Origin of the sequence: Agrobacterium sp. P15N1-A (assembly GCF_044626815.1) — a bacterium.
GTDB lineage: Bacteria > Pseudomonadota > Alphaproteobacteria > Rhizobiales > Rhizobiaceae > Agrobacterium > Agrobacterium leguminum.
On sequence record NZ_JBIUPF010000005.1, the window covers coordinates 274,956 to 295,306 of the forward strand.

Annotated in this window: 18 protein-coding genes; 3 read left to right on the plus strand and 15 right to left on the minus strand. The window is 60.6% G+C overall.

Annotated features, from left to right (window positions below):
• Positions 1-28 precede the first annotated feature (28 nt).
• The gene (gene tal, locus ACIK7D_RS18660; protein ID WP_080820620.1) at positions 29-994 is read right to left on the minus strand and encodes a transaldolase; all 966 of its coding nucleotides are present in this window, start codon (positions 992-994) and stop codon (positions 29-31) included.
• Positions 995-1,200: 206 nt separating this feature from the next.
• Between tal and ACIK7D_RS18665 the strand changes: the two genes are divergently transcribed.
• Positions 1,201-2,187, plus strand: coding sequence for a sugar-binding transcriptional regulator (locus ACIK7D_RS18665; RefSeq protein ID WP_035259694.1), 987 nt, complete (start codon positions 1,201-1,203; stop codon positions 2,185-2,187).
• A gap of 152 nt (positions 2,188-2,339) precedes the next feature.
• Here the strand turns inward: ACIK7D_RS18665 and ACIK7D_RS18670 are convergent, their stop codons facing one another.
• Both ACIK7D_RS18670 and ACIK7D_RS18675 read right to left on the minus strand, forming a co-directional pair.
• Complete coding sequence (locus tag ACIK7D_RS18670) at positions 2,340-3,212, minus strand: methylated-DNA--[protein]-cysteine S-methyltransferase (RefSeq protein ID WP_400157028.1); 873 nt, start codon at positions 3,210-3,212, stop codon at positions 2,340-2,342.
• A gap of 216 nt (positions 3,213-3,428) precedes the next feature.
• The gene (locus ACIK7D_RS18675; protein WP_003523126.1) at positions 3,429-3,911 is read right to left on the minus strand and encodes a DUF2244 domain-containing protein; all 483 of its coding nucleotides are present in this window, start codon (positions 3,909-3,911) and stop codon (positions 3,429-3,431) included.
• A 37-nt stretch (positions 3,912-3,948) separates the two neighbouring features.
• Here ACIK7D_RS18675 and nth point away from each other — a divergent pair, with 37 nt between their 5' ends.
• Positions 3,949-4,731, plus strand: a complete 783-nt coding sequence (gene nth / locus ACIK7D_RS18680; protein ID WP_400157029.1) for an endonuclease III — start codon at positions 3,949-3,951, stop codon at positions 4,729-4,731.
• Here the strand turns inward: nth and ACIK7D_RS18685 are convergent.
• Positions 4,693-5,430 carry a sulfate transporter family protein gene (locus ACIK7D_RS18685; RefSeq protein ID WP_262532461.1) on the minus strand — a complete coding sequence of 246 codons (738 nt, stop codon included), beginning with the start codon at positions 5,428-5,430 and terminating at the stop codon, positions 4,693-4,695. The genes nth and ACIK7D_RS18685 overlap by 39 nt on opposite strands.
• Positions 5,431-5,728: 298 nt before the next feature.
• On the opposite strand from ACIK7D_RS18685, the gene ACIK7D_RS18690 reads away from it, so the two are divergent.
• Positions 5,729-6,562: a MurR/RpiR family transcriptional regulator gene (locus ACIK7D_RS18690; RefSeq protein WP_400157030.1), complete on the plus strand. Its 834-nt coding sequence runs from the start codon at positions 5,729-5,731 to the stop codon at positions 6,560-6,562.
• A gap of 212 nt (positions 6,563-6,774) precedes the next feature.
• On the opposite strand, the gene ACIK7D_RS18695 is transcribed toward ACIK7D_RS18690, so the two are convergent.
• The 11 genes from ACIK7D_RS18695 to ACIK7D_RS18745 form a co-directional block, all read right to left on the minus strand.
• Positions 6,775-8,349, minus strand: a complete 1,575-nt coding sequence (locus ACIK7D_RS18695; RefSeq protein WP_400157031.1) for an FGGY-family carbohydrate kinase — start codon at positions 8,347-8,349, stop codon at positions 6,775-6,777.
• Positions 8,350-8,409: 60 nt separating this feature from the next.
• Positions 8,410-9,129 carry an HAD family hydrolase gene (locus ACIK7D_RS18700; protein ID WP_400157126.1) on the minus strand — a complete coding sequence of 240 codons (720 nt, stop codon included), beginning with the start codon at positions 9,127-9,129 and terminating at the stop codon, positions 8,410-8,412.
• Between the two features lie 7 nt (positions 9,130-9,136).
• Complete coding sequence (locus tag ACIK7D_RS18705) at positions 9,137-10,621, minus strand: mannitol dehydrogenase family protein (protein WP_400157032.1); 1,485 nt, start codon at positions 10,619-10,621, stop codon at positions 9,137-9,139.
• A 61-nt stretch (positions 10,622-10,682) separates the two neighbouring features.
• Positions 10,683-11,459, minus strand: coding sequence for an L-iditol 2-dehydrogenase (locus ACIK7D_RS18710; protein WP_400157033.1), 777 nt, complete (start codon positions 11,457-11,459; stop codon positions 10,683-10,685).
• Positions 11,456-12,454 (minus strand): ABC transporter ATP-binding protein, encoded by a 999-nt coding sequence (locus ACIK7D_RS18715; RefSeq protein WP_400157034.1) that lies wholly within the window; start codon positions 12,452-12,454, stop codon positions 11,456-11,458. Before ACIK7D_RS18715 ends, ACIK7D_RS18710 begins: the two co-directional genes overlap by 4 nt.
• 12 nt (positions 12,455-12,466) lie before the next feature.
• Positions 12,467-13,291 (minus strand): carbohydrate ABC transporter permease, encoded by an 825-nt coding sequence (locus ACIK7D_RS18720; RefSeq protein WP_065116739.1) that lies wholly within the window; start codon positions 13,289-13,291, stop codon positions 12,467-12,469.
• Between the two features lie 12 nt (positions 13,292-13,303).
• On the minus strand, positions 13,304-14,176 hold the full coding sequence (locus ACIK7D_RS18725) for a carbohydrate ABC transporter permease (RefSeq protein WP_400157035.1): 873 nt from the start codon (positions 14,174-14,176) through the stop codon (positions 13,304-13,306).
• A 166-nt stretch (positions 14,177-14,342) separates the two neighbouring features.
• The gene (locus tag ACIK7D_RS18730; protein ID WP_127758457.1) at positions 14,343-15,656 is read right to left on the minus strand and encodes a sugar ABC transporter substrate-binding protein; all 1,314 of its coding nucleotides are present in this window, start codon (positions 15,654-15,656) and stop codon (positions 14,343-14,345) included.
• A gap of 144 nt (positions 15,657-15,800) precedes the next feature.
• Complete coding sequence (locus ACIK7D_RS18735; protein ID WP_400157036.1) at positions 15,801-16,754, minus strand: sugar-binding transcriptional regulator; 954 nt, start codon at positions 16,752-16,754, stop codon at positions 15,801-15,803.
• A 291-nt stretch (positions 16,755-17,045) separates the two neighbouring features.
• Entirely contained in the window at positions 17,046-18,896 is a 1,851-nt protein-coding gene (locus ACIK7D_RS18740; protein WP_400157037.1) for an ABC transporter ATP-binding protein, read from the minus strand.
• 48 nt (positions 18,897-18,944) lie between these two features.
• The gene (locus ACIK7D_RS18745; RefSeq protein WP_127758459.1) at positions 18,945-20,108 is read right to left on the minus strand and encodes a M20 aminoacylase family protein; all 1,164 of its coding nucleotides are present in this window, start codon (positions 20,106-20,108) and stop codon (positions 18,945-18,947) included.
• Between the last annotated feature and the right edge of the window lie 243 nt (positions 20,109-20,351).

Below are 20,351 nucleotides of genomic sequence, written 5' to 3' on the forward strand. Positions count from 1 at the left end.
GGAACGTGGATGGTTCCCCCTTTTTGTATCAGGCCGCAGCCAGCGTCAGCTCCTTGCGGACCATTTCGCGCAGCGTCACCAGATCCTTGGCGAACAGGCGGATGCCTTCCGAAAGCTTCTCGGTGGCCATCGCGTCCTCGTTGAGCGCCCAGCGGAAGGCCTTCTCGTCGAGCGACTGCAGCGGCTCTGCCTTGACATTGTCAGGCGAAAGCTTGCGCTCCAGCTTGCCGCTGTCCTTGTCCAGTTCTTCCAGCAGCGCCGGGCTGATCGTCAGGCGGTCGCAACCGGCCAGCGCTTCGATTTCGCCGACATTGCGGAAGGAGGCGCCCATGACGACGGTGCCGATGCCATTGGCCTTGTAGTAATTGTAGATGCTGCGCACCGAAACGACGCCCGGATCGGTCTCGGCGGTGTAGGTCTCACCGGTGGACTTCTTGTACCAGTCGAGGATACGGCCGACGAAGGGCGAGATGAGGAAGACCTTGGCTTCGGCGCAGGCAATCGCCTGCGCCTGCGAGAAAAGCAGGGTCAGGTTGCAGTCGATGCCTTCGGACTGGAGAACCTCGGCAGCCTTGATGCCTTCCCAGGTGGAGGCCAGCTTGATGAGGATGCGTTCACGCTCGATGCCGCGCTCCTTGTAGGCGGCGATGATGTGGCGCGCCTTGGTGATGGAGGCCTGCGTATCGAAGGAAAGGTCGGCATCGACTTCGGTCGACACGCGGCCGGGAACGAGGCCGGCAAGGGCCGCGCCCACGGAAATGGCCAGACGGTCGGCAACGGCGGCAACTACGGCGTCGGACTGGCCGCCCTGCTTCTTGCCCCATGCGACGGCTTCCTTCACCGCATCCGCAAAGGCCGGCGTGCCGAGAGCCTTCAGAACGATGGTCGGGTTGGTGGTGCAATCCACCGGCTTCAGGCGCGCAACCGCCTCGATATCGCCGGTATCGGCAACGACCGTGGTGATGGCGCGAAGTTGTTCGAGTTTGGATGTCATATCTGATGATCCTTCATGATCTCTTGAAAACTTGCTCAGCCGTCATTTCGTTCCCGCACCGGGGGTGCGCCCAAGGCCGAAATCGCGGTTTCGTCGGTTCCAACTATCGCAAGTCGAAGACGCGAAAGTCAAGACATTTGCGCATCCCAATTGACATAAGTTTCACGCCTGCGATACTCGGTCGCTAATAAAGAATGGCGGAAACCGTGGCGAAACTGAGAAGAGAAACCCATACGGCCTATTCGGAAGCGGCTTCGCTGAGGCTACGCGCCGCATGGCTCTATTATAATCAGGGCATGACGCAGAAAGACGTCGCGGAAAAACTCGGCATCAGCCGCTCCACCGTCATCCGCCTTCTGGACGAGGCGATGAAGCGCTCCGAAGTGCAGATATGGATCAACGAGGGCATCGAGGATTTCGTCGAGCTGGCCGGCCAGCTGGAGGCGGCTTACGGGCTGGACGAGGCGGTGATCATCCCTTCCCCCGGCCCATCCCCGGACAAGGCGAACGCCGAAGGCACGGCCAAGGCAGTCGGGCTGGCGCTCGGGCAGTTCCTCTCCGAAGCGGTGCCGAACGAGGCCACCATCGGCGTCGGCTGGGGCCGCACCATGACCGCCTCGCTTTCGAGCTTCCGCCCGCCGCGCCGGGAAAATTGCAAGGTCGTCTCGCTGCTCGGCGGTATCGTCGCCGTGCACCAGACCAACCCGCTGGATTACACCTGGCGGCTGGCGAGCGCGCTCGGGGCGGAATGTTACATGTTCCTTGCGCCGCTCCTGGTGGATTCCGTCGAGACGAAACGGGCGCTGATTGAAAAATGCGGGCTCGCGACGCTTTACGATCTCGCCGAAACGCTCGATCTCGCCATCGTCTCCTGCGGCGATATCGGCCCGCATTCGACATCGCTGTCGGAAGGCTTCATTTCCAAGGCGACGCTGCAGGAACTCATCGATGCCGGCTGCGTCTGCGACACCATGTTCAATTTTATCGATGCCGAAGGCCGCTCCGTCGATCACCCGATCAACCAGCGCGCCATGGCGATCGATCTCGATACGCTGCGCAAGGCCAAACACATCGTGCTGGCCTCCGGCGGCGCCCACCGCGCCATCGCCATCCGCGCCACGATCAAGCGGATCGGGTGCAATACGCTGATAACAGACGAGGCGGCGGCAAGAGCGTTGATGGAGCTAGTTTAGGCCTCATCAGTCGATTTAGGCTCTCCCTCATTCCTGTGCTTGTCACAGGAATCCAGTCGGCGCGCGTCTGCGCGACGGGAAGAGTCTTTTCAACCCAAGGACTTGGGTTGGCTGGATCCCTGTGACAAGCACAGGGATGACGGAAACCGGCCTCACACCTTCCCCGTTTCCCAGCCGAGCATCGCCCGCTTGCGGGTCAGGCCCCAGTGGTAGCCCGTCAGAGCCCCGCTTTTCCCCACGGCGCGATGGCAGGGAACGACGAAGGACACCGGATTGGCGCCGACCGCCGCACCAACCGCACGCGACGCGGTAGGCTGGCCGATATCGCAGGCGATGTGCGAATAGGTGACGGCGCGGCCCATCGGGATTTTCAGGAGGCTTTCCCAGACCCGCACCTGAAAATCCGTGCCGAGCAGAACCACGCGCAGCGGCCTGTCCGCCGACCACATGGACGGATCGAAGATGCGGACGGCGTAGGGTGCCGTCGCTTCGCGATCCTCGAGATATTCCGCATTCGGCCAGCGGCCGGCCATGTCCTCGAAGCAGGCCCTTTCCTCACCCGGATCGGCAAAGGCGCAGCCGGCAAGGCCACGATCTGTCACCATGACCAGCGCAAGCCCGAAGGGCGAGGTGTGGAAACCGTAACGGATCGTCAGCCCGCCGCCCTTGGCTTTCCATTCGCCGGGCGACATGGCCTCATGGGTGACGAACAGATCGTGCAGGCGTCCCGGCCCCGACATGCCGACCTCGATAGAGGTTTCCAGCAGCGGCAAATCCTCCTCGCGCAACAGCCGCTTGGCATGATCGAGCGTTACGGCCTGCAGGAATGCCTTGGGCGAAAGGCCTGCCCAGCGGGTGAAGGTCTTCTGCAATTGCGTCGGCGACTGGCCGAGCTCAGCGGCGATGGCTTCGAGGGAGGGCTGCTCGCGATAATCCAGCGTCAAAAGCTCGATAACCCCGCGTACCGTATCGTAATCCGTTCCGATGGGGGTGATGTCTTCGTTCAGCATAATATTGGCGTTCATCGCAAATCTCCTAACGTTAGGAGGAAACCATTAAAGCGACTTCGTCTCCACCCGTTTCTTGCGCCGTACTCAGTTTCTACCGTCATACCGGCCTCGAGCCGGTATCCAGCCAGCCCAAGTCCTTGGGCTGAAAGGAGTCTTTTCCGCCGCGCGGACGCGCGTCGGCTGGATTCCGGCTCAGCGCCGGAATGACGGAGGGAGAGCTGGATTATCCTCTTACATCCGCCGCCTGACAGTCGCGAGCGCGCCGCCGAAAGCTTTCGCGAAGCTCTCCCGGTCATCCGGGTTGAGAAACGAACCGATATCAGTCGCCCGGCCTTCACCCGTCACATGCATGGAGACGATGCCGATCTCGTCATGCCGTCTCACCCTGAAACGCGCCCAGAAGGGATTGAAGCGATGCTCCACCATCCGCCCGGCCGGAGAGAATTTGCGAATAGACAGGCTGGTGCGCGAGACGCTGACCTCTTCCCGCGCCTTCGCCGCCCGGTAGTTGGCGCGGAAGGCGGCATAGAGCAGCAGGAAATCCAGCCCGAAGAACAGGCCGACCGGCCATGCCCCGGTGGCGAGGAAAAAGCCGCCATAGACAAGGCAGGCAAGCCCGGAGAAAAGCAGGAGCAGCCGGAAACCCCTTCTGCCAAGCGAACGGTGCGGAACGAGTTCCGCCGCGAAAATCGGCTGGTCGTTGAGCGTATCCACGTTGCTTTCCTCAAGGCGGGCTGGCTATAGATAGTCCATGACAGTCGCCAAAAAACGATCCAGCACCCAAACATTGAAAAAGTCAAATCCGGCATCCGCGCGCAAGCCGGCGCGGGTGAAAACGGCCTATTCGAAGGACGAGCTCACCGAGATCTTCCGCCGCTTTTCCATTCAGCGGCCAGAGCCGAAAGGCGAGCTGGAACATACCAATCCCTTCACCCTGCTGGTGGCCGTGGCGCTTTCCGCACAGGCGACCGATGTGGGTGTGAACCGGGCCACGCGCGCTCTGTTCAAGGTGGCCGATACGCCGGAAAAGATGCTGGCGCTCGGCGAGGAAGACCTGATCGGTTATATCAAGACCATCGGGCTTTACCGCAACAAGGCGAAAAACGTCATTGCCCTGTCGCAGATGCTGATTGACAATTTCGGCGGCGAGGTGCCGAAAACCCGCGAGGAACTGGTGACGCTGCCGGGTGTGGGCCGCAAGACGGCCAATGTGGTGATGTCCATGGCCTTCGGCGCGCCCACGCTTGCGGTTGATACACATGTGTTCCGCATTGCCAACCGGCTCTGTCTTGCGCCGGGCAAAACCCCTGACGAGGTTGAAGACCGGCTGATCCGCATCATTCCCGAACAATATCTGTTCCACGCCCATCACTGGCTGATCCTGCACGGGCGTTACTGCTGCAAGGCGCGCAAGCCGGAATGCGAACGCTGCGTGATTGCCGATATCTGCAAATCGCCGGAAAAGACCTTCGATATCCCAGCGCCGCTGGTGGAGTTACCCGCGCAGCTGTTCAGTGCTGCCGGCGGCGAATGAGGGATCGCGCCGGCTGACGGCCTTGTGCAGATGCACCATCATCGAGGCGGCAAAAAGCGGCGTCAACAGGTTGAGAAACGGCACCGCCAGGAAGGCCGCTATCACCAGCCCGGCCATGAAGACGGTGGTGCGGTGTTTTGAGCGAAACTGCCTTGCCTCCACGGGGGAGCGGAAACGCATCGCCGCGAACTCGAAGAATTCCCGGCCGAGCAGATAGCCATTCACCAGAAAAAACGCGATGAGATTGATACCCGGCACCAGAAGCAGCAACAGCGCGACAAGGTTGCCGGCAATGACGACGCCGAAAAACTTGATGGAAGATAGAACGGCCTCGCCGACCGGCATCGCCTTGCCCGGCGGATCGTTCGGATAGCTCTTTTTCTCAACCACTTCGGCGACATCATCGAGAAACAGGCCGGCAATGACGGCGGTGACCGGCGAAATGAGCAGTGCGAGCGCCAGCGCCAGCCCGATGCCGGCGAAAATGGCGAAAACGAAGGTCAGCCAGCCCGCCCAGTCCGGCACGCCGGGGATCAGCGTATCCACCCACGGCAGGGCGAAATAAATGAAGATCGAGCGGATGGCGAACCACAGCGCGGCAAGCACGAGAAGCGTGAGCCCCAGAACCTTCCAGAATACCGACCGGGTTTCGGCGGCAAAGAGATTGTGGAAGGCAAGCCTCGCCGCATCAAAAATCATCCGGAACTCCTCGACGCCTTTCGCGTTGAAACACACTTACCAGACGAGAGATAAGTGCTGCCCGCCCGCTTCGCAAGACGGACGGAAAGATGCCAAATGGCTGGATTTAAACCGCAGATGGAATTTCTCTTGAATAAAAGGTATCTCTAAAATATAATAATATACCTATTACATTTCGCATTCCGGTCCGGTGGAGGACAAGGCCGGAAAAGCTATCCCCCACCGTCAAATTGCGGTTCGCACGCTCGTTTGCGCGCGCGCATGCATCATCGTTAAATAAAGATAAAAGAATGAGGCGTTGGTGGAAAAGCTGCTGTTGAACCTTACGCGCGCCATGAAGACAGGCACCCCTTCAGAGCGCAAGATCGCCAAATATCTGATCGAACATCTGGACGAATTGCCGTTCGAGACGGCGCAGACGCTGGCCGCCAAGCTCAGCCTCAGTCCGATGACGGTCGGCCGTTTCCTGCGCTCGCTGGGATACCGGCAATTCAGCGATATACGCGCCGATCTGCGCCATGCCGAAGAAACGGCCGGCGCGGACCAACCCGCCATGACCGAAGGCGGCGAACGCCATTCCAACCCGTTTTCACAGCTTCTGTCGCAGCAGATTCAGGCCATCCAGACCGCTTTCGACATGACCACCCAATCGATCTGGCGGATTGCCATGAACGAGATCGCCACGGCGGCCAATGTTTTTCTGGCAACCTCTCCGGAAGGTCTCGATGCCGGGCGGCATTTTTACGGGCGGCTTCTGGAGAGCCGGGGCCATATCCATTATCTCGGCAGCGACAGCGCGGCCTATGTCGCCCTGTGGGATTTCGACCCCGCGCAGACGCTGCTCGTCATCATGGATTGCGGCGGCGCCCTGTCGCCCCTGCAACGCCTGTCGGCAATGGCGCGCAAAAGCGGCTACAGGACATTGCTGATCACCACACGCTTTTATGAATGGGGACCGGAAAGCGCAGATCTCTGCCTTGCCATGCCGCAGGCGCAGAATGGCGGCCAGGGCCTGCTGCAACTGGTCTCCCTACTGGAATTCACCCTCTGTGCGCTTGGCGCCAGCGCCGATGACAGCGGCAGGGCAAGGGCAAAGAACCTGACCGCCCTGAAACGCTCGCTGCGTGGCTGATTGCGTTTAGCGGCAGCGGCGGCATATGGAATCGAGCGGTTGCCGCTTGTTTCTTCTCCCCGCCGGGGAGAAGTCCGCGGCAGCGGGATGAGGGGGCTGGAGTGCGTTCATCGCTGGCGTTCCCCCTCATCCGGCCCTTCGGGCCACCTTCTCCCCGGCGGGGAGAAGAAACGCGCGGCACCTACTCGGCCTTGCCATTTGCCTTCAGAAAATCAAAGGCTCTCGAGTTCCTGACGATGACGGTACATGGCGAGAAAGCGGCGATAATCCCGCTCATAACGGGGGCCACGCGCCGGATTGCCCGATATTTCTGCATTGCCCGGATACATGGCGGCCCCTGCAGCCGCAAGGTTCGCATGCACCCCGCCAGCCGTCGCCGCCGTCATCGCCGTGCCGAGCAGCACCGCGTCGGCGGTGGCGGGAACGACGATGCGCTTGCCCGTCACATCGGCATAAAGCTCCATCAGCAGCGGGTTCTTCACATGCCCGCCGGTAACGTGCAGGCTTTCCACCGCATAACCGAAACGCTCCATCGCATCGAGCACATGGCGGGCGCCGAGCGCAATGGCGACGGCCGTGCGCCAGTAAAGACGGCAGAGACTGTCGAAAGACGTGTCCAAAGTCAGCCCGCTGATGACGCCGACGGCATGCGGGTCGGCAAGCGGCGAGCGGTTGCCGTGGAAATCCGGCAACACATGCAGCCGCTCGGCGAAGGCCTCGCCCTCAAGCGCGCGCAATTCCGTTACCCGCGCAACGATGCGGGCATGCAGCGCCGTATCCGGCTCACCGCCAGCCGCGTGCATGCGCACAATATGGTCGAGCAGCGCGCCGGTGGCCGATTGCCCGCCCTCCACCAGCCAGTGACCCGGCAGGATCGCCTGCCAATAGGGCCCCCAGAGGCTGTGGCCGGGCATCTGCCGCTCCGACATGGCGACAAGGCAGCTCGATGTACCGGCGATCAGCGCCACATGCCGGCCCACATCCGCAGACAGGCAGCCGCCCAATGCGCCGAGCGCGCCGGCATAGGCGTCGATCATGCCCGCCGCCACCTGGCAGCCGGTATCGAGACCCAGCTCGGCGGCGGCCTCGGGCGAAAGCGGGCCGATGCTGTCACCCGGCATTACCGTGGTTTCGGGCAGCCCTGCCCGCTCTCTCAAATCGGCAAGGCCCGCCAATTCGAGATAATCCGCCTGCCAGCCGGGATTTTCCTGCGCCAGGAAATTCCACTTCGCCGTCTGCGTGCAATTTGAACGCTGCGCTGAACCGGTCGCCTTCCACGTCAGAAAATCCGCCAGATCGAAAGCGAAGGACATGCGCGACCAGCTTGCCGGCATATGCGTCTTCAGCCACATAAGCTTCGGCATCTGCATTTCCGGCGAGACGCTGTTGCCAGCGAAATCCAGCACCCGGTGGCCGGATGCCGTCAGCCTATCGGCCTCGCCTATCGCCCGGTGATCGAGCCAGACGATGGTGTCGAACCGGTCTTCCCGGGTAACGGAAACCGAAACCGGCTCGCCACGCCCATCGCGGATGACCAGCGAGCAGGTGGCGTCGAAACCGATGGCGGCTATGCTTTGCGGCGAAACACCGGCCTCGGCGAGCGCCGCCCTCACCACGATGCAGACCGCTTCCCATATGTCGGTGGAATCGTGTTCGGCGTGGTTTTCCTGCGGCCTCTGCATCAGGATCGGATGGGTGGAGCGGGCAAGCAGCCGGCCAGCCGGATCGAAAATGCCGGCCCGGGCGCTGGCGGTGCCGACATCGACAGCGACGAGATTTTGACGCATCAAGACTGCAATTCCATCCCTTGCGCAACGACCTCCGGACGGCAGCAGGCAGAGTCCCGCTCAGCCTGCATCGCGTTCCGCCCGCCTGTCAAAACCGCCCTTCCCCACATAATGGCCGACAAGTTGGACCAAATCCGGCATCGCGTCAAACACCGCATCCGCCCCAAGCCCGGTGATCTTTTCACGGAATGCGGGAAAGCGCGCATGCGAACCGCCGGTGAAGGCAAAAACGCCCATGCCGGCCGCTTTTGCCGCGGCAATGCCGGCCGGGCTGTCTTCGATCACGATGCAGTGACGCGGCTCGACGCCCATTTCGCGCGCCGCATGAAGAAAAAGATCCGGCGCCGGCTTGCCGTTCTTCACCATGGTGGCGCTGAAGACATGCGGCTCGAATTTATCGATCAGCCCGGTCAGCCCCAGCGAATAACGGATGCGTTCCGGCTGGCTTGAGGAGGCGACGCAGCGCCGCAGCGGCAGGAGCCTGTCCAGCGTTTCGCCAATGCCGTCAATCGGCCGAAGCTCGGTGCGGAAACGCTCGAACAGCGTCGCCCGCATATGGTCGAGAAAATCGATGTCGGTTTCGACACCGTAATCCTCAAACAGCGTCGCCGTCATGCTGGCGACGCTGCGGCCGAGAAAACGCTCATAGGCCTCTTCCTCCCCCATCGTCACGCCGAGATGGGAGAGCATGTCGAGAAGGACGGAGATGGAGACCGGCTCGCTATCGACGAGAACGCCGTCGCAATCGAAAATCAAAAGGGGCCCGGTCTCGTCTTCCATCTCATGGTCACTTTTCAGCCAGCTTGTCATCCAGATAAAGCTTCAAAGTCTTCGCCGTGCCTTCTTGCCACAGCGTCTTCAATGCATGGGCAAAGCGTTTACGGAAAAGCTCCGATTCGGCAACCTCCCCGAAAATATCGCCAAGCGCGAGGAAGGCCATCGGATCGTCCTTGGCCTTGATCGCCGCCGCCTGAAGCCGTTCGGCGCTGGCATCGTTGAAGGCGATTTCCCTGCCGCTGTCGGAGGTGCCCTGGAAATAACGGCACCACAGCGCCGAAACCAGCGAAAGGCCGACGATATCCTCGCCCAGCGCCAGCCGGTCGGCGGTGGATGGCAGGATGAATTTCGGCTGGCGGTTGGAACCGTCCTGCGCCAGACGCGGAATGGTGTCGCCGATTTTCGGATTGAGGAAACGCCGTTCGATCAGCCCGAAATAGTCGGCAAGATTCGTATCGGGAACCGGCGGAATGACCGGAATGATCTCTTCCTTTTCGAGCTTTGCCAGAAATGCCCGGATCAGCGGATGTTCCATGGCTTCATGCACAAAATGAATATCAAGAAGGGCCGCCGGATAGGCGATTGCCGCGTGGCCGCCATTGAGGATGCGGATTTTCATATGCTCATAGGGCGCGACATCTTTCACGAACTGCACGCCTGCCTTTTCGAGCGCCGGCCGGCCGGCGGGGAAATTATCCTCCATCACCCATTGCTTGAACTCCTCGCAGAAGACCGGCCAATTGTCCTCAATGCCGAAATCGTCGCGGGCGATATTGCGTTCGCGCTCGCCGGTAGCGGGCGTAATGCGGTCGACCATGGAATTGGGGAATGCAACGTTTTCGCCGATCCAGTTGGCGAAGGCCGGATCGGACAAGGCTGCGAGCCCAACCACGGCATTTTTCGTGACCTTGCCATTATGCGGAATGTTGTCGCAGGACATGACGGTGAAGGGTTGCAGCCCCTTGTCCCGCCGCGCCTTCAGCCCGGCGACGATCAAGCCGAACACGGTTTTCGGCGAAGCCGGGTTCTTCCCGTCTTCGGCAATGGCCGGATGCTGCGGGTTGAAGGAACCGGACGCATCGATGAAATAACCGCCCTCGGTAATCGTCATCGAGACGATGCGGATTTTCGGATCGGCGAGCGTATCGATAATGACCTTTGTGTCGCCCACCGGCAATATGTCGATCATCGGCCCGGTGACCCGCGCGCCGGTGCGGTTATTGTCCTGCTCCACCACCGTCGTCAGGAAATCCTGCGCGGCAAGTTTCTCACGCATCACCGCATCGGACGGCAAAACGCCCGCACCGATGATGGCGAAGTCATGGTCAGCGCCCATGTTGAAGAGGTCATCCAGATAAACCGCCTGATGGGCGCGGTGGAAATTGCCGACGCCGAAATGCACGATGCCGGCGGAAAGATCGGTCCGGGAATAGGCCGGAACCGCCGCCGTTTTTCTGGCGTCGTCAAGCGTTGCGAGGGAGAGTTTGCATGTCATGTCACGATCCTCGAAGGGGAAACGTTGTTCGTGCCAAGGCCGGGCGACAGGCGCCCGATACTCAGCTCATCCAGTTGCCGCCATCGACATTATAGGTCTGGGCGACGATGTATTCGGCCTCATCGGAGGCAAGGAAGATCGCCATGCCGGTCAGGTCTTCGGCACGGCCCATACGGCCGAAAGGTACGGCCTCGCCGACCAGCCGCTTCTTTTCGCCGGCCGGGCGGTTTTCATATTTCGCAAACAGCGCATCCACGCCGTCCCAATGCTCGCCATCGACCACGCCCGGCGCAATCGCGTTGACGTTGATGCCGTGCCTGATGAGATCGAGCCCGGCCGACTGGGTGAGGCTGATGACGGCGGCCTTGGTGGCGCAATAAACCGCCACCAAGGCCTCGCCGCGCCGGCCCGCCTGGCTTGCCATGTTGATGATCTTGCCGCCTTTTCCCCGAGCAATCATTGTTTTTGCGGCGGCCTGCATCATGAACAGCGTGCCGGATACGTTAATCGAAAACAGCCGCTCGTAGCTCTCGCGTTTGATCTCGACAATCGGTGCGAGGTCAAAGAGTGCGGCATTGTTGATGAGGATATCGAGCCCGCCCGCCTGGCCTTCCACGGTGCGGATGGCGGTGTCGATGGAATGCTGTTTGGTCACGTCGAGTTCGACGGCATAGGCATTCTCGCCGATCTCGCGGGCGGTCCTGCTGGCGCGCTCGAAATCGATATCGGCAATGGCGACGGTTGCCCCCTCGCGTATATAGGCCTCTGCAAAGGCGCGGCCGATGCCGCGCGCCGAACCTGTTATCAGCGCAGATTTGCCTTCCAGTCTTCCCGTCATATCGCCTTACCCTTCTCATCGAACCTGTGTATCTTGGTCTCGTCCGGGGTGATGAACACGGTATCGCCATGCCTGCATTCGAACTCACCATCGGTCCTTGCGGTGATCGGGCCGATGCCTGACACCTCGAGATGCAGGAAGGTATCCGATCCGAGATGTTCGGCGACGGTGACCTTGCCCTGCCAGAGCCCACTTTCCTTCGACAGCAGCAGATGCTCCGGCCGCACACCGGCGGTGGTGGCATTCTTGCTGCGGGCAAAGTCGCCGGTGATGAGGTTCATGCGCGGTGAGCCGATGAAGCCGGCGACGAAGAGGTTGGCGGGGGTGCGGTAAAGCTCCATCGGCGAGCCGACCTGCTCGATATTGCCGCGGTTCAAGACGACGATCTTGTCGGCCATGGTCATGGCTTCCACCTGGTCGTGGGTGACGTAGATCATCGTTGTCTTCAACGTGTTGTGCAGCTCGGAGATTTCCAGCCGCATGGTGCCGCGCAGCGCCGCATCGAGGTTGGAAAGCGGCTCGTCGAACAGGAAGGCTTTCGGTTCGCGCACGATGGCGCGGCCGATGGCGACGCGCTGGCGCTGGCCGCCTGACAGCTGCGAGGGCCGGCGTTCGAGATAATCGGTGAGGTTCAGCACCCGGGCGGCATCCTCGACCTTCTTGTCAATGATCGCCTTGTCGAGCTTGGCCATCTTCAGCGGGAAGGCGATGTTGTTCCTGACGCTCATATGCGGATAAAGCGCATAGGACTGGAACACCATGGCAAGGCCGCGCTCGGCCGGGGCCTTTTCGGTAGCGTCATTGCCGTCGATGACGATCTTGCCGCCGGAGACGTCCTCCAGCCCGGCGATCAGGCGCAAAAGCGTGGACTTGCCGCAGCCGGAGGGGCCGACGAAGACGACGAATTCGCCGTCGTTGATATCGAGATCGATCGACGGGATGACTTTCGCCTCACCGAAGAGCTTGGACACGTTCTGAAGGGAAATGCTGCCCATGTTTGTCGTTCCTTATTTCACGGCGCCAAAGGTCAGGCCACGCACGAGTTGTTTCTGCGAGAACCAGCCGATGACGAGAATGGGGGCGATCGCCATCATCGAGGCGGCCGAAAGTTTTGCCCAGAACAGCCCCTGTGGGCTTGAGAAGGAGGCGATGAAGGCCGTCAGCGGCGCCGCATTGGTGGTCGTCAGCCGGATCGTCCAGAAGGCTTCGTTCCAGGCAAGGATGACGTTCAAGAGCAGCGTCGAGGCAATGCCCGGCACCGCCATTGGTGTGAGCACATGGACGATCTCGTTCCACAGCGACGCGCCATCCATGCGGGCTGCCTCGAGGATCTCGCCGGGGATTTCCCGGAAGTAGGTGTAGAGCATCCAGATGACGATCGGCAGGTTGATGAAGGTGAGCATGATGGTGAGCCCGATGCGGGTATCGAGCAGGCCGGCATTGCGGAAGATCAGGTAGATCGGCACAAGCACGGCGACGGCCGGCATCATCTTGGTGGAGAGCATCCACATCAAAATGTCCTTGGTGCGTTTGGTCGGCGAGAACGCCATGGCCCAGGCGGCGGGAATGGCGATGATCAGCGCGATGATCGTCGAGCCGAGCGACAGCACCACCGAGTTCATGAACGGCTTGAAGTAATCGCGCTGGGTCTGGACCGTCACGTAATTCTCGAAGGTGCCCGAGGGAATGAGGCTGAAGCCGGCGATCGCCTCCGGTTCGGTCTTGAGCGAGGTGAGGAAGGCATAGAGGATCGGGAAGAACAGCAGCAGCGCCACGGCCCAGGCCGCGATGGAAAAGCCGATCTTCGCACGTGTGGTTGTCTTGCGGGCCATGATGTTTCCCCTTTACCGGTCGAGGTTCTTGCCGACGGCGCGCATCAGGAAGATGGCGACGATATTGGCGAGGATGACGGCGATGATGCCGCCGGCCGATGCGCCGCCGACGTCGTAACCCAGAAGCGCGGTGCGATAGATGAGGAAGGCAAGGTTGGTGGAGGCATAACCCGGTCCGCCATTGGTGGTGACGAGGATTTCCGCGTAGACGCCGAGCAGGAAGATCGTCTGGATGAGAATGACGACGGTGATGGCGCGCGACAGATGCGGCAGCGTCAGATGGATGAAGCGGTTGATGAAGTTGGCGCCATCCATCTCGGCGGCTTCCTTCTGCTCGCCATCGAGCGACTGCAGGGCGGTGAGCAGGATCAGCGTCGCAAACGGCAGCCATTGCCAGGCGACGATGATGATGATGGAGAGCAGCGGAAACTGCGCGAACCAGTCGACCGGCTGCAGGCCGAAGAAGCGTGAGAGATCGGCAAGCACGCCGTAACCGGGATGCATGATCATGTTCTTCCACACCAATGCTGCCACCGGCGGCATGACGAAGAAGGGCGAGATGATCATGATGCGGACGATGCCCTGGCCGAAAATGTCATTGTCGAGCAGAAGCGCAATGGTGATGCCGCCGATGACGGTGATCAGCAGCACGCCGCCGACGATCAAAAGCGTGTTCCAGATCGACTGGAAGAAGGCCGGGTCGGTGTAGAAATACTGGTAATTGAACAGACCGGCAAAGCTGACATTGGCCGGGTTGAGGAGATTGTAGTTCTGGAACGAGAACCACAGCGTCATCGCCAGAGGCACGATCATCCACACCAGCAATAACAGCACCGATGGCGCAAGCATCACCCGCGCCAGACCGCTCGTGTTTCGAGTTGCCATTGCACTCACCTCCCCTTGGGTACAGGCGTCACGACATGCGCCCGGCATATCCGGAAGAACCGGCTCATTCTTGTTTTGATTTGAAAGGCATTAGAGCCGCCTGGCGGCTTCCGACCCGGAGTGTTCGCTGCCCGGCACGGGAGCCGGACAGCGATCTTCGGGAGGATTACTTGATGTAACCGGCGCGGGTCATTTCACGCGTCGCAGTTGACTGGGCGCCCGCAAGCGCATCATCAACGCTGGACTGACCGGCAACGACCGCCGAGAACAGCTGACCGACCGTAGTGCCGAGCGCCTGGAATTCAGGGATCGCCACAAACTGACCGCCGGTGTAAGGCACGGGCTTTACAGTCGGCTTGGTTATATCGGCAGCATCCATGGCGGCAAGCGTCGGCTTGGCGAAGGCTGCGGCCTTTTCGTAATCGGCGTTCTTGTAAAGCGAGGTGCGGGTGCCCGGAGGCACGTTTGCCCAGCCTTCCTTGGAAGCGACGAGCGTGGTGTAGTCCTTGCTGGTTGCCCAGGCGATGAACTTTTCGGCAGCTTCCGCCTTCTGCGAGCTCTTCGGGATCGCAAGGTTCCAGGACCACAACCAGTTGCCATGGTTCTTCAGTTCGCCATGCGTCGGGAAGAGCGCATAACCGACCTTGTCGGCAACGGTGGAATCCTTCGGGTTTGACACGAAGGAGGCAGCGACCGTGGCATCGATCCACATGCCGCATTTGCCCTGCTGGAACAGTGTCAGGTTTTCGTTGAAGCCGTTGGAGGAGGCGCCCGACGGACCGGCATCCTTCATCAGATCAACATAAAACTGCAGGGAGCTTTTCCACTCCGGCTGATCGAACTGCGGCTTCCAGTTTTCATCGAACCAGCGGCCACCGAAGGAGTTGGTGAGCGCGCTGATGAACGCCATGTTCTCGCCCCAGCCGGCCTTGCCGCGCAGGCACATGCCGTTGATATCGGCCTTGCGGTCGGTAATCTTGCGGGCGGCGTCACCGATGAATTCCCAGGTCGGGTTTTCAGGCATCTTCAGACCGGCTTTTTCAAACAGGTCCTTGCGATACATGATCATGGCGGATTCGCCGTAGAAAGGTGCTGCGTAAAGCTTGCCCTCGGCGGAAAGACCGCCACGGATCGCCGGCAGGATGTCATCGACATCGTATTTATCGCCGAGCTTTTCGAGCGGCAGCAGCCAACCCTGCTTGGCCCAGATCGGCACTTCATAGTTGCCGATGGTCATGATGTCGTATTGGCCGCCATTGGTGGCGATATCGGTCGTCACGCGCTCACGCAGAACGTTTTCTTCAAGCGTCACCCACTCGACCTTGATGTCGGGGTTCTTGGTGGTGAAGTCCGAGGTCAGACCCTGCATGCGGATCATGTCGCCGTTGTTCACGGTGGCGATGGTCAGCGTCTCGGCGGAAGCAAGGGTCGAAAAGGCGAGTGCCGAGCATGCGCCCAGCAAAATGGTCTTCAATGTCATATCTTCCTCCCAGAAGAAAAATGATGAGCATTCGCTTTGCTCTAGGGCATTTACTCACCTCATCAGCAAAAAAGTCAAGCGACATCCTGTGCTGCGACGCACATGGAAAAACCAAGCCTTTGATTTTATGTGCTTAATTTTTGCTCAGTGGGTGAGCAAATATTCGCTCGTGACTTCATCGGTGATGAGGCCGTTCAGCAGACCGCCCCTCAGCGCCGCCAGAATCGAGGCGTTCTTGCGTGCGCCCTGCGCCATGCCGATGACGGTGCAGGTCTCTCTTGAAGGGATGGGAACCGAGGCGACGCGCTCGTTGACGGAATGCTCGAGAATGCGGCCATTGGCATCATACATCCAGCCGCAAATCTCGCCGACCGCCCCGCTTGCCATCAGCGCTTTCATCTCGTCCACGCCGAGGAAACCATCGACGCAGAGCGGTGCGTTTTCGCCAAGTTCGCCGACACCAACAAAGGTGACATTGGCGGCGGACCCAAGCGCCAGCGTGGAGCGCACCATGGACTGGTCGTGCAGCAGCTCCCGCTCCTCAGCCGACGAGCACAGAACCGGCAGCGGCATCGGAAAATGCCGCGCCTTGATGGCATCGGCCATGCTGAAGATGACGTTATAATAGGCGGCCGAGCCATCCGGCCCGATATTGCCCGTCAGCGAGACGATACGGTGCTGCGGGCATTCCATCGGCGGCAACTGGTCCACGGCGGCCTTCAAGGTACGGCCGGTGCCGATGGCAAGCACGATGGGATCGGCATTTTTCAGCCAGCGCTCGATTTCCGCCGCTCCAGCCTCGGCAATTCCGACCGTGGAAGAGACTCCGGCCGGATCGCTCGGCACCACCTCGATATATCTAAGGTCGAATTTCTCTTTCAGCCGTTCGGCCTTTTCCAGACAGGCGGCGATGGGGTGATCGAGCCGGACCTTGATCAGCCGCTCGGCGACGGCCAGCGACACCAGCCGCTGCGCCGACTGCCGCGAGATGCTCATGGCGGCGGCGATCTCATCCTGCGTGCGGCCGGCGACATAATAAAGCCAGCCGGCGCGGGCCGCATCGTCCAGCCGTCCATGTGCGTCGTTTCGTCTGGCCATGCCGCTGCCCTTTTCCGAATTCTGCTTGCGCATTTGCTGGCATTTTTTTGCGTCGGCTGTCAAACGGCGGATGTGCGCAAAGACTATACGGCGCGAAAATCGGCGGATGAGGAACGGTGACCGACGGGCTTATACGTCCGTGTCGTTATTTTTCGTCATTCCGGCCTTGAGCCGGAATCCAGCCACGGCGCGTCCGCGCCGTGAAAGAGTCTTTCGCGATCAAGGACTTGATCGCGCTGGACCCCGGATCAAGTCCGGGGTGACGATGCTGGATTATGCCCGCACCCTCATTCACGCCGCTTCCTGCACCAGATGCCCTGCGGAAACCTCGCGGTAGTGGCGCTGCGGCGGCACATAGTCCACCGGCCGGATCGGGCTTTTGATCTCGTCGGTCGCCATGTTGCGCCGGATCTGCCGCCGCGTCGGGTCCGGCACCGGAACGGCGGACATGAGCTTCCTCGTATAGGGATGTTGCGGATTGTCGAAAACCGCCGCACGCGGGCCGATCTCGACGATCTCGCCGAGATACATCACCGCCACACGATGGCTGACGCGTTCCACCACCGCCATGTCATGGCTGATGAACAGGAAAGCGAGATTGAGGCTCTGTTGCAGGTCGAGCAGCAGGTTGCAGACCTGCGCCTTGATCGAAACATCGAGCGCCGACACCGCCTCATCGGCGACAATGACCTTGGGGTCGAGCATCAGCGAGCGGGCGATGGCGATGCGCTGGCGCTGGCCGCCGGAAAATTCATGCGGGAAGCGTCGCATCATATCCGGGCTGAGACCCACCTTTTCCAGAAGATCGGCCGCCTTTTCGCGGGACTGCTGTTTGGTTCCGAGGCGATGCTCGATAAAGGGCTCCATGATCGCCGTGCCGATGCTCATGCGCGGATCGAGCGAGGCGAACGGGTCCTGGAAGATCATCTGCACGCTGCGGCGCATGGTGCGCAGCGTCGTCTTGTCGAGCTTCAGCACCTCGTAGCCATCGAGCATGACATTGCCGGATGTCGGCTCGATCAGCCGGGTGATCGAGCGGCCCGTGGTCGACTTGCCGCAACCCGATTCACCCACGAGAGACAGGGTTTCGCCCTCGGCGAGATCGAAGGAGACCTTTTCCACCGCATGCACGGCCCCGGATTTGCGGCCGAAAAGGCCGGTGCGGATATCGAAACGGGTGGTGAGGTCCCTGACCGAAAGAATGGGCGTGCGGCCGCCGGAGACCGTGTCCTTCACCTCCGCGACGGGCTGGCTTTCGCCGGTCTTGATATCGATGATCGGGAAACGCGCCGGCAGCACCCTCTCCTTCATCGAGCCGAGCTTCGGCACCGCCGAAAGCAGCGCCCGCGTATAAGGATGGCGGCCACGATGGAAGATGTCGTCGGTAGTGCCGGTTTCCACCACATCGCCGCGGAACATGACGATGGTGCGGTCCGAGACTTCCGCCACCACGCCCATATCATGGGTGATGAACAGGACCGACATCCCCTCCTCTTCCTGCAACGTCTTGATGAGGTCGAGAATCTGGCCCTGAATGGTGACGTCGAGCGCCGTTGTCGGCTCGTCGGCGATCAGCAATTTTGGTTTGGAGGCGAGCGCCATGGCGATCATCACGCGCTGGCGCATGCCGCCTGAAAACTGGTGCGGATAATCGTCGAAACGGTTCTTCGCATTGGGAATACGAACCTTCTCCAGCAGGCCGATGACCTCAGCCTTCGCGGCCGACGAAGAAATATCCTGATGCACGGTCAACGCTTCGGCGATCTGCTTGCCGATCGGGAAGATCGGGTTGAGGCTGGTCATGGGTTCCTGGAAGATCATCGAAATGTCCTTGCCGCGAACCTTGCGCATCTCCTCTTCCGGCAGCGCCAGCAGGTCGCGCCCGCCGAGCATGACCTTGCCTTCGATCCGGCTCGTCTTTTTATCGAGGAGCCGCATGATGGAGAGCGAGGTGACGCTTTTGCCCGAGCCGCTTTCACCGACGATCGCCACCGTTTCGCGCGGCGCGATCTCGAAACTCATATTGCGGACCACGGATTTCCAGCCGCCATCGACGCGGAAGGATGTGGTGAGATTTTGAACCGATAAAACCGGGCTGACTGAACCGCCGGTCTGTTCCATTGATGTCGCCGCCAAAAGCATGCCGATCTCCTGAAAAGCAGAAGGCGGCCATGAAGGCCGCCGGATGTCTTACGCAGCAAGTGCGGTTTCGGCCATCGAAACCCAGTAGCTGATGCCGTAAGGCAGCGCATCGTCGTTGAAATCATAGGCCGCATTGTGCAGCCCGGCCGTATCGCCATTGCCGATGAAGATGAAGGCGCCGGGGCGCGCTTCGAGCATGTAGGAGAAATCCTCCGCCCCCATATGCGGGTTGGGGTTGGTGTTGACGGCGCTCGCACCGGCCACGCCCATCGCCACGCCGGTCGCGAATTCGGTCTCGTCACTGTGGTTGAAGGTGACGGGATAACCGCGATGATATTTCACCTCCACGGTGGCGCCATGCGCCATGGCGGTGGCAGTCGCCACTTCCTTCAGGCGCTTTTCGGCGAAATCGCGGGTTTCCGGCAGCAACGTGCGCACCGTTCCCGTCAGCGTCACCGCACCGGGAATGACATTGACGGCCGTGCCGCCATGGGTGGTGGCGACGGTGACGACGAGCGATTTCAGCGGATCCGTCTCCCGCGAGACGATGGATTGCAGGGCGATGATGATATGCGCCGAGGTCAGCACCGGATCGATGGAAAGATGCGGTGCGGCCGCATGGCTGCCCTTGCCGGTGATGACGATTTCGAAACTATCCGCCGCCGCCATGGTCGATCCCTTGCGGATGGCGAAATTGCCAACCGGAATGCCCGGCTCATTATGCATGCCATAGACCTGCGAAATGCCGAATTTCTCCATCATGCCGTCGTTCAGCATGGCGAGCGCCCCCGCGCCGCCCTCTTCCGCCGGCTGGAAGATGACCGCCACGGAACCCTTGAAATTGCGGGTCTCGGCCAGATATTGCGCAGCACCAAGAAGCATGGCGGTGTGCCCGTCATGACCGCAGGAATGGGCCTTGCCCGGCGTCTTCGAAGCCCAGGGCTTGCCGCTCGTCTCTAGGATCGGCAGCGCGTCCATGTCGGAGCGGAAACCGATGGTCGGGCCATCCCCATGCCGGCCCTTGATGATGCCGACCACGCCGGTTTTGCCGATGCCGGTCTCGACCACGTCGCAGCCGAAGGATTTCAGTTTTTCGGCCACGAATTTCGATGTTTCGAAGACATCGTAGAGCAGCTCCGGGTGTTCATGCAGATGGCGCCTCCAGCCGGCAACTTCTTCCTGCATTTCAGCCACACGGTTCAATATCGGCATTCTCTTTTTCCCTTTTTTTGTTCCCCGCCGGGTTGTCGGACGCCATATTGCGTTTGGAATTTCTCGTTTTGCAAGCATGAAATTTGCTGCATGAGCGAAAAATAGGCCCAAAACTGAATGGCTCAATTTTTGTTCATCAAAGAAACATTGGGACTTGCTTTTCAAAAAAACTGACAATAGCATCATCGGGAATGGAGGAGTATTCCTTAGCAAAGTCAAATACTTAGAATAACAGACCTTGCA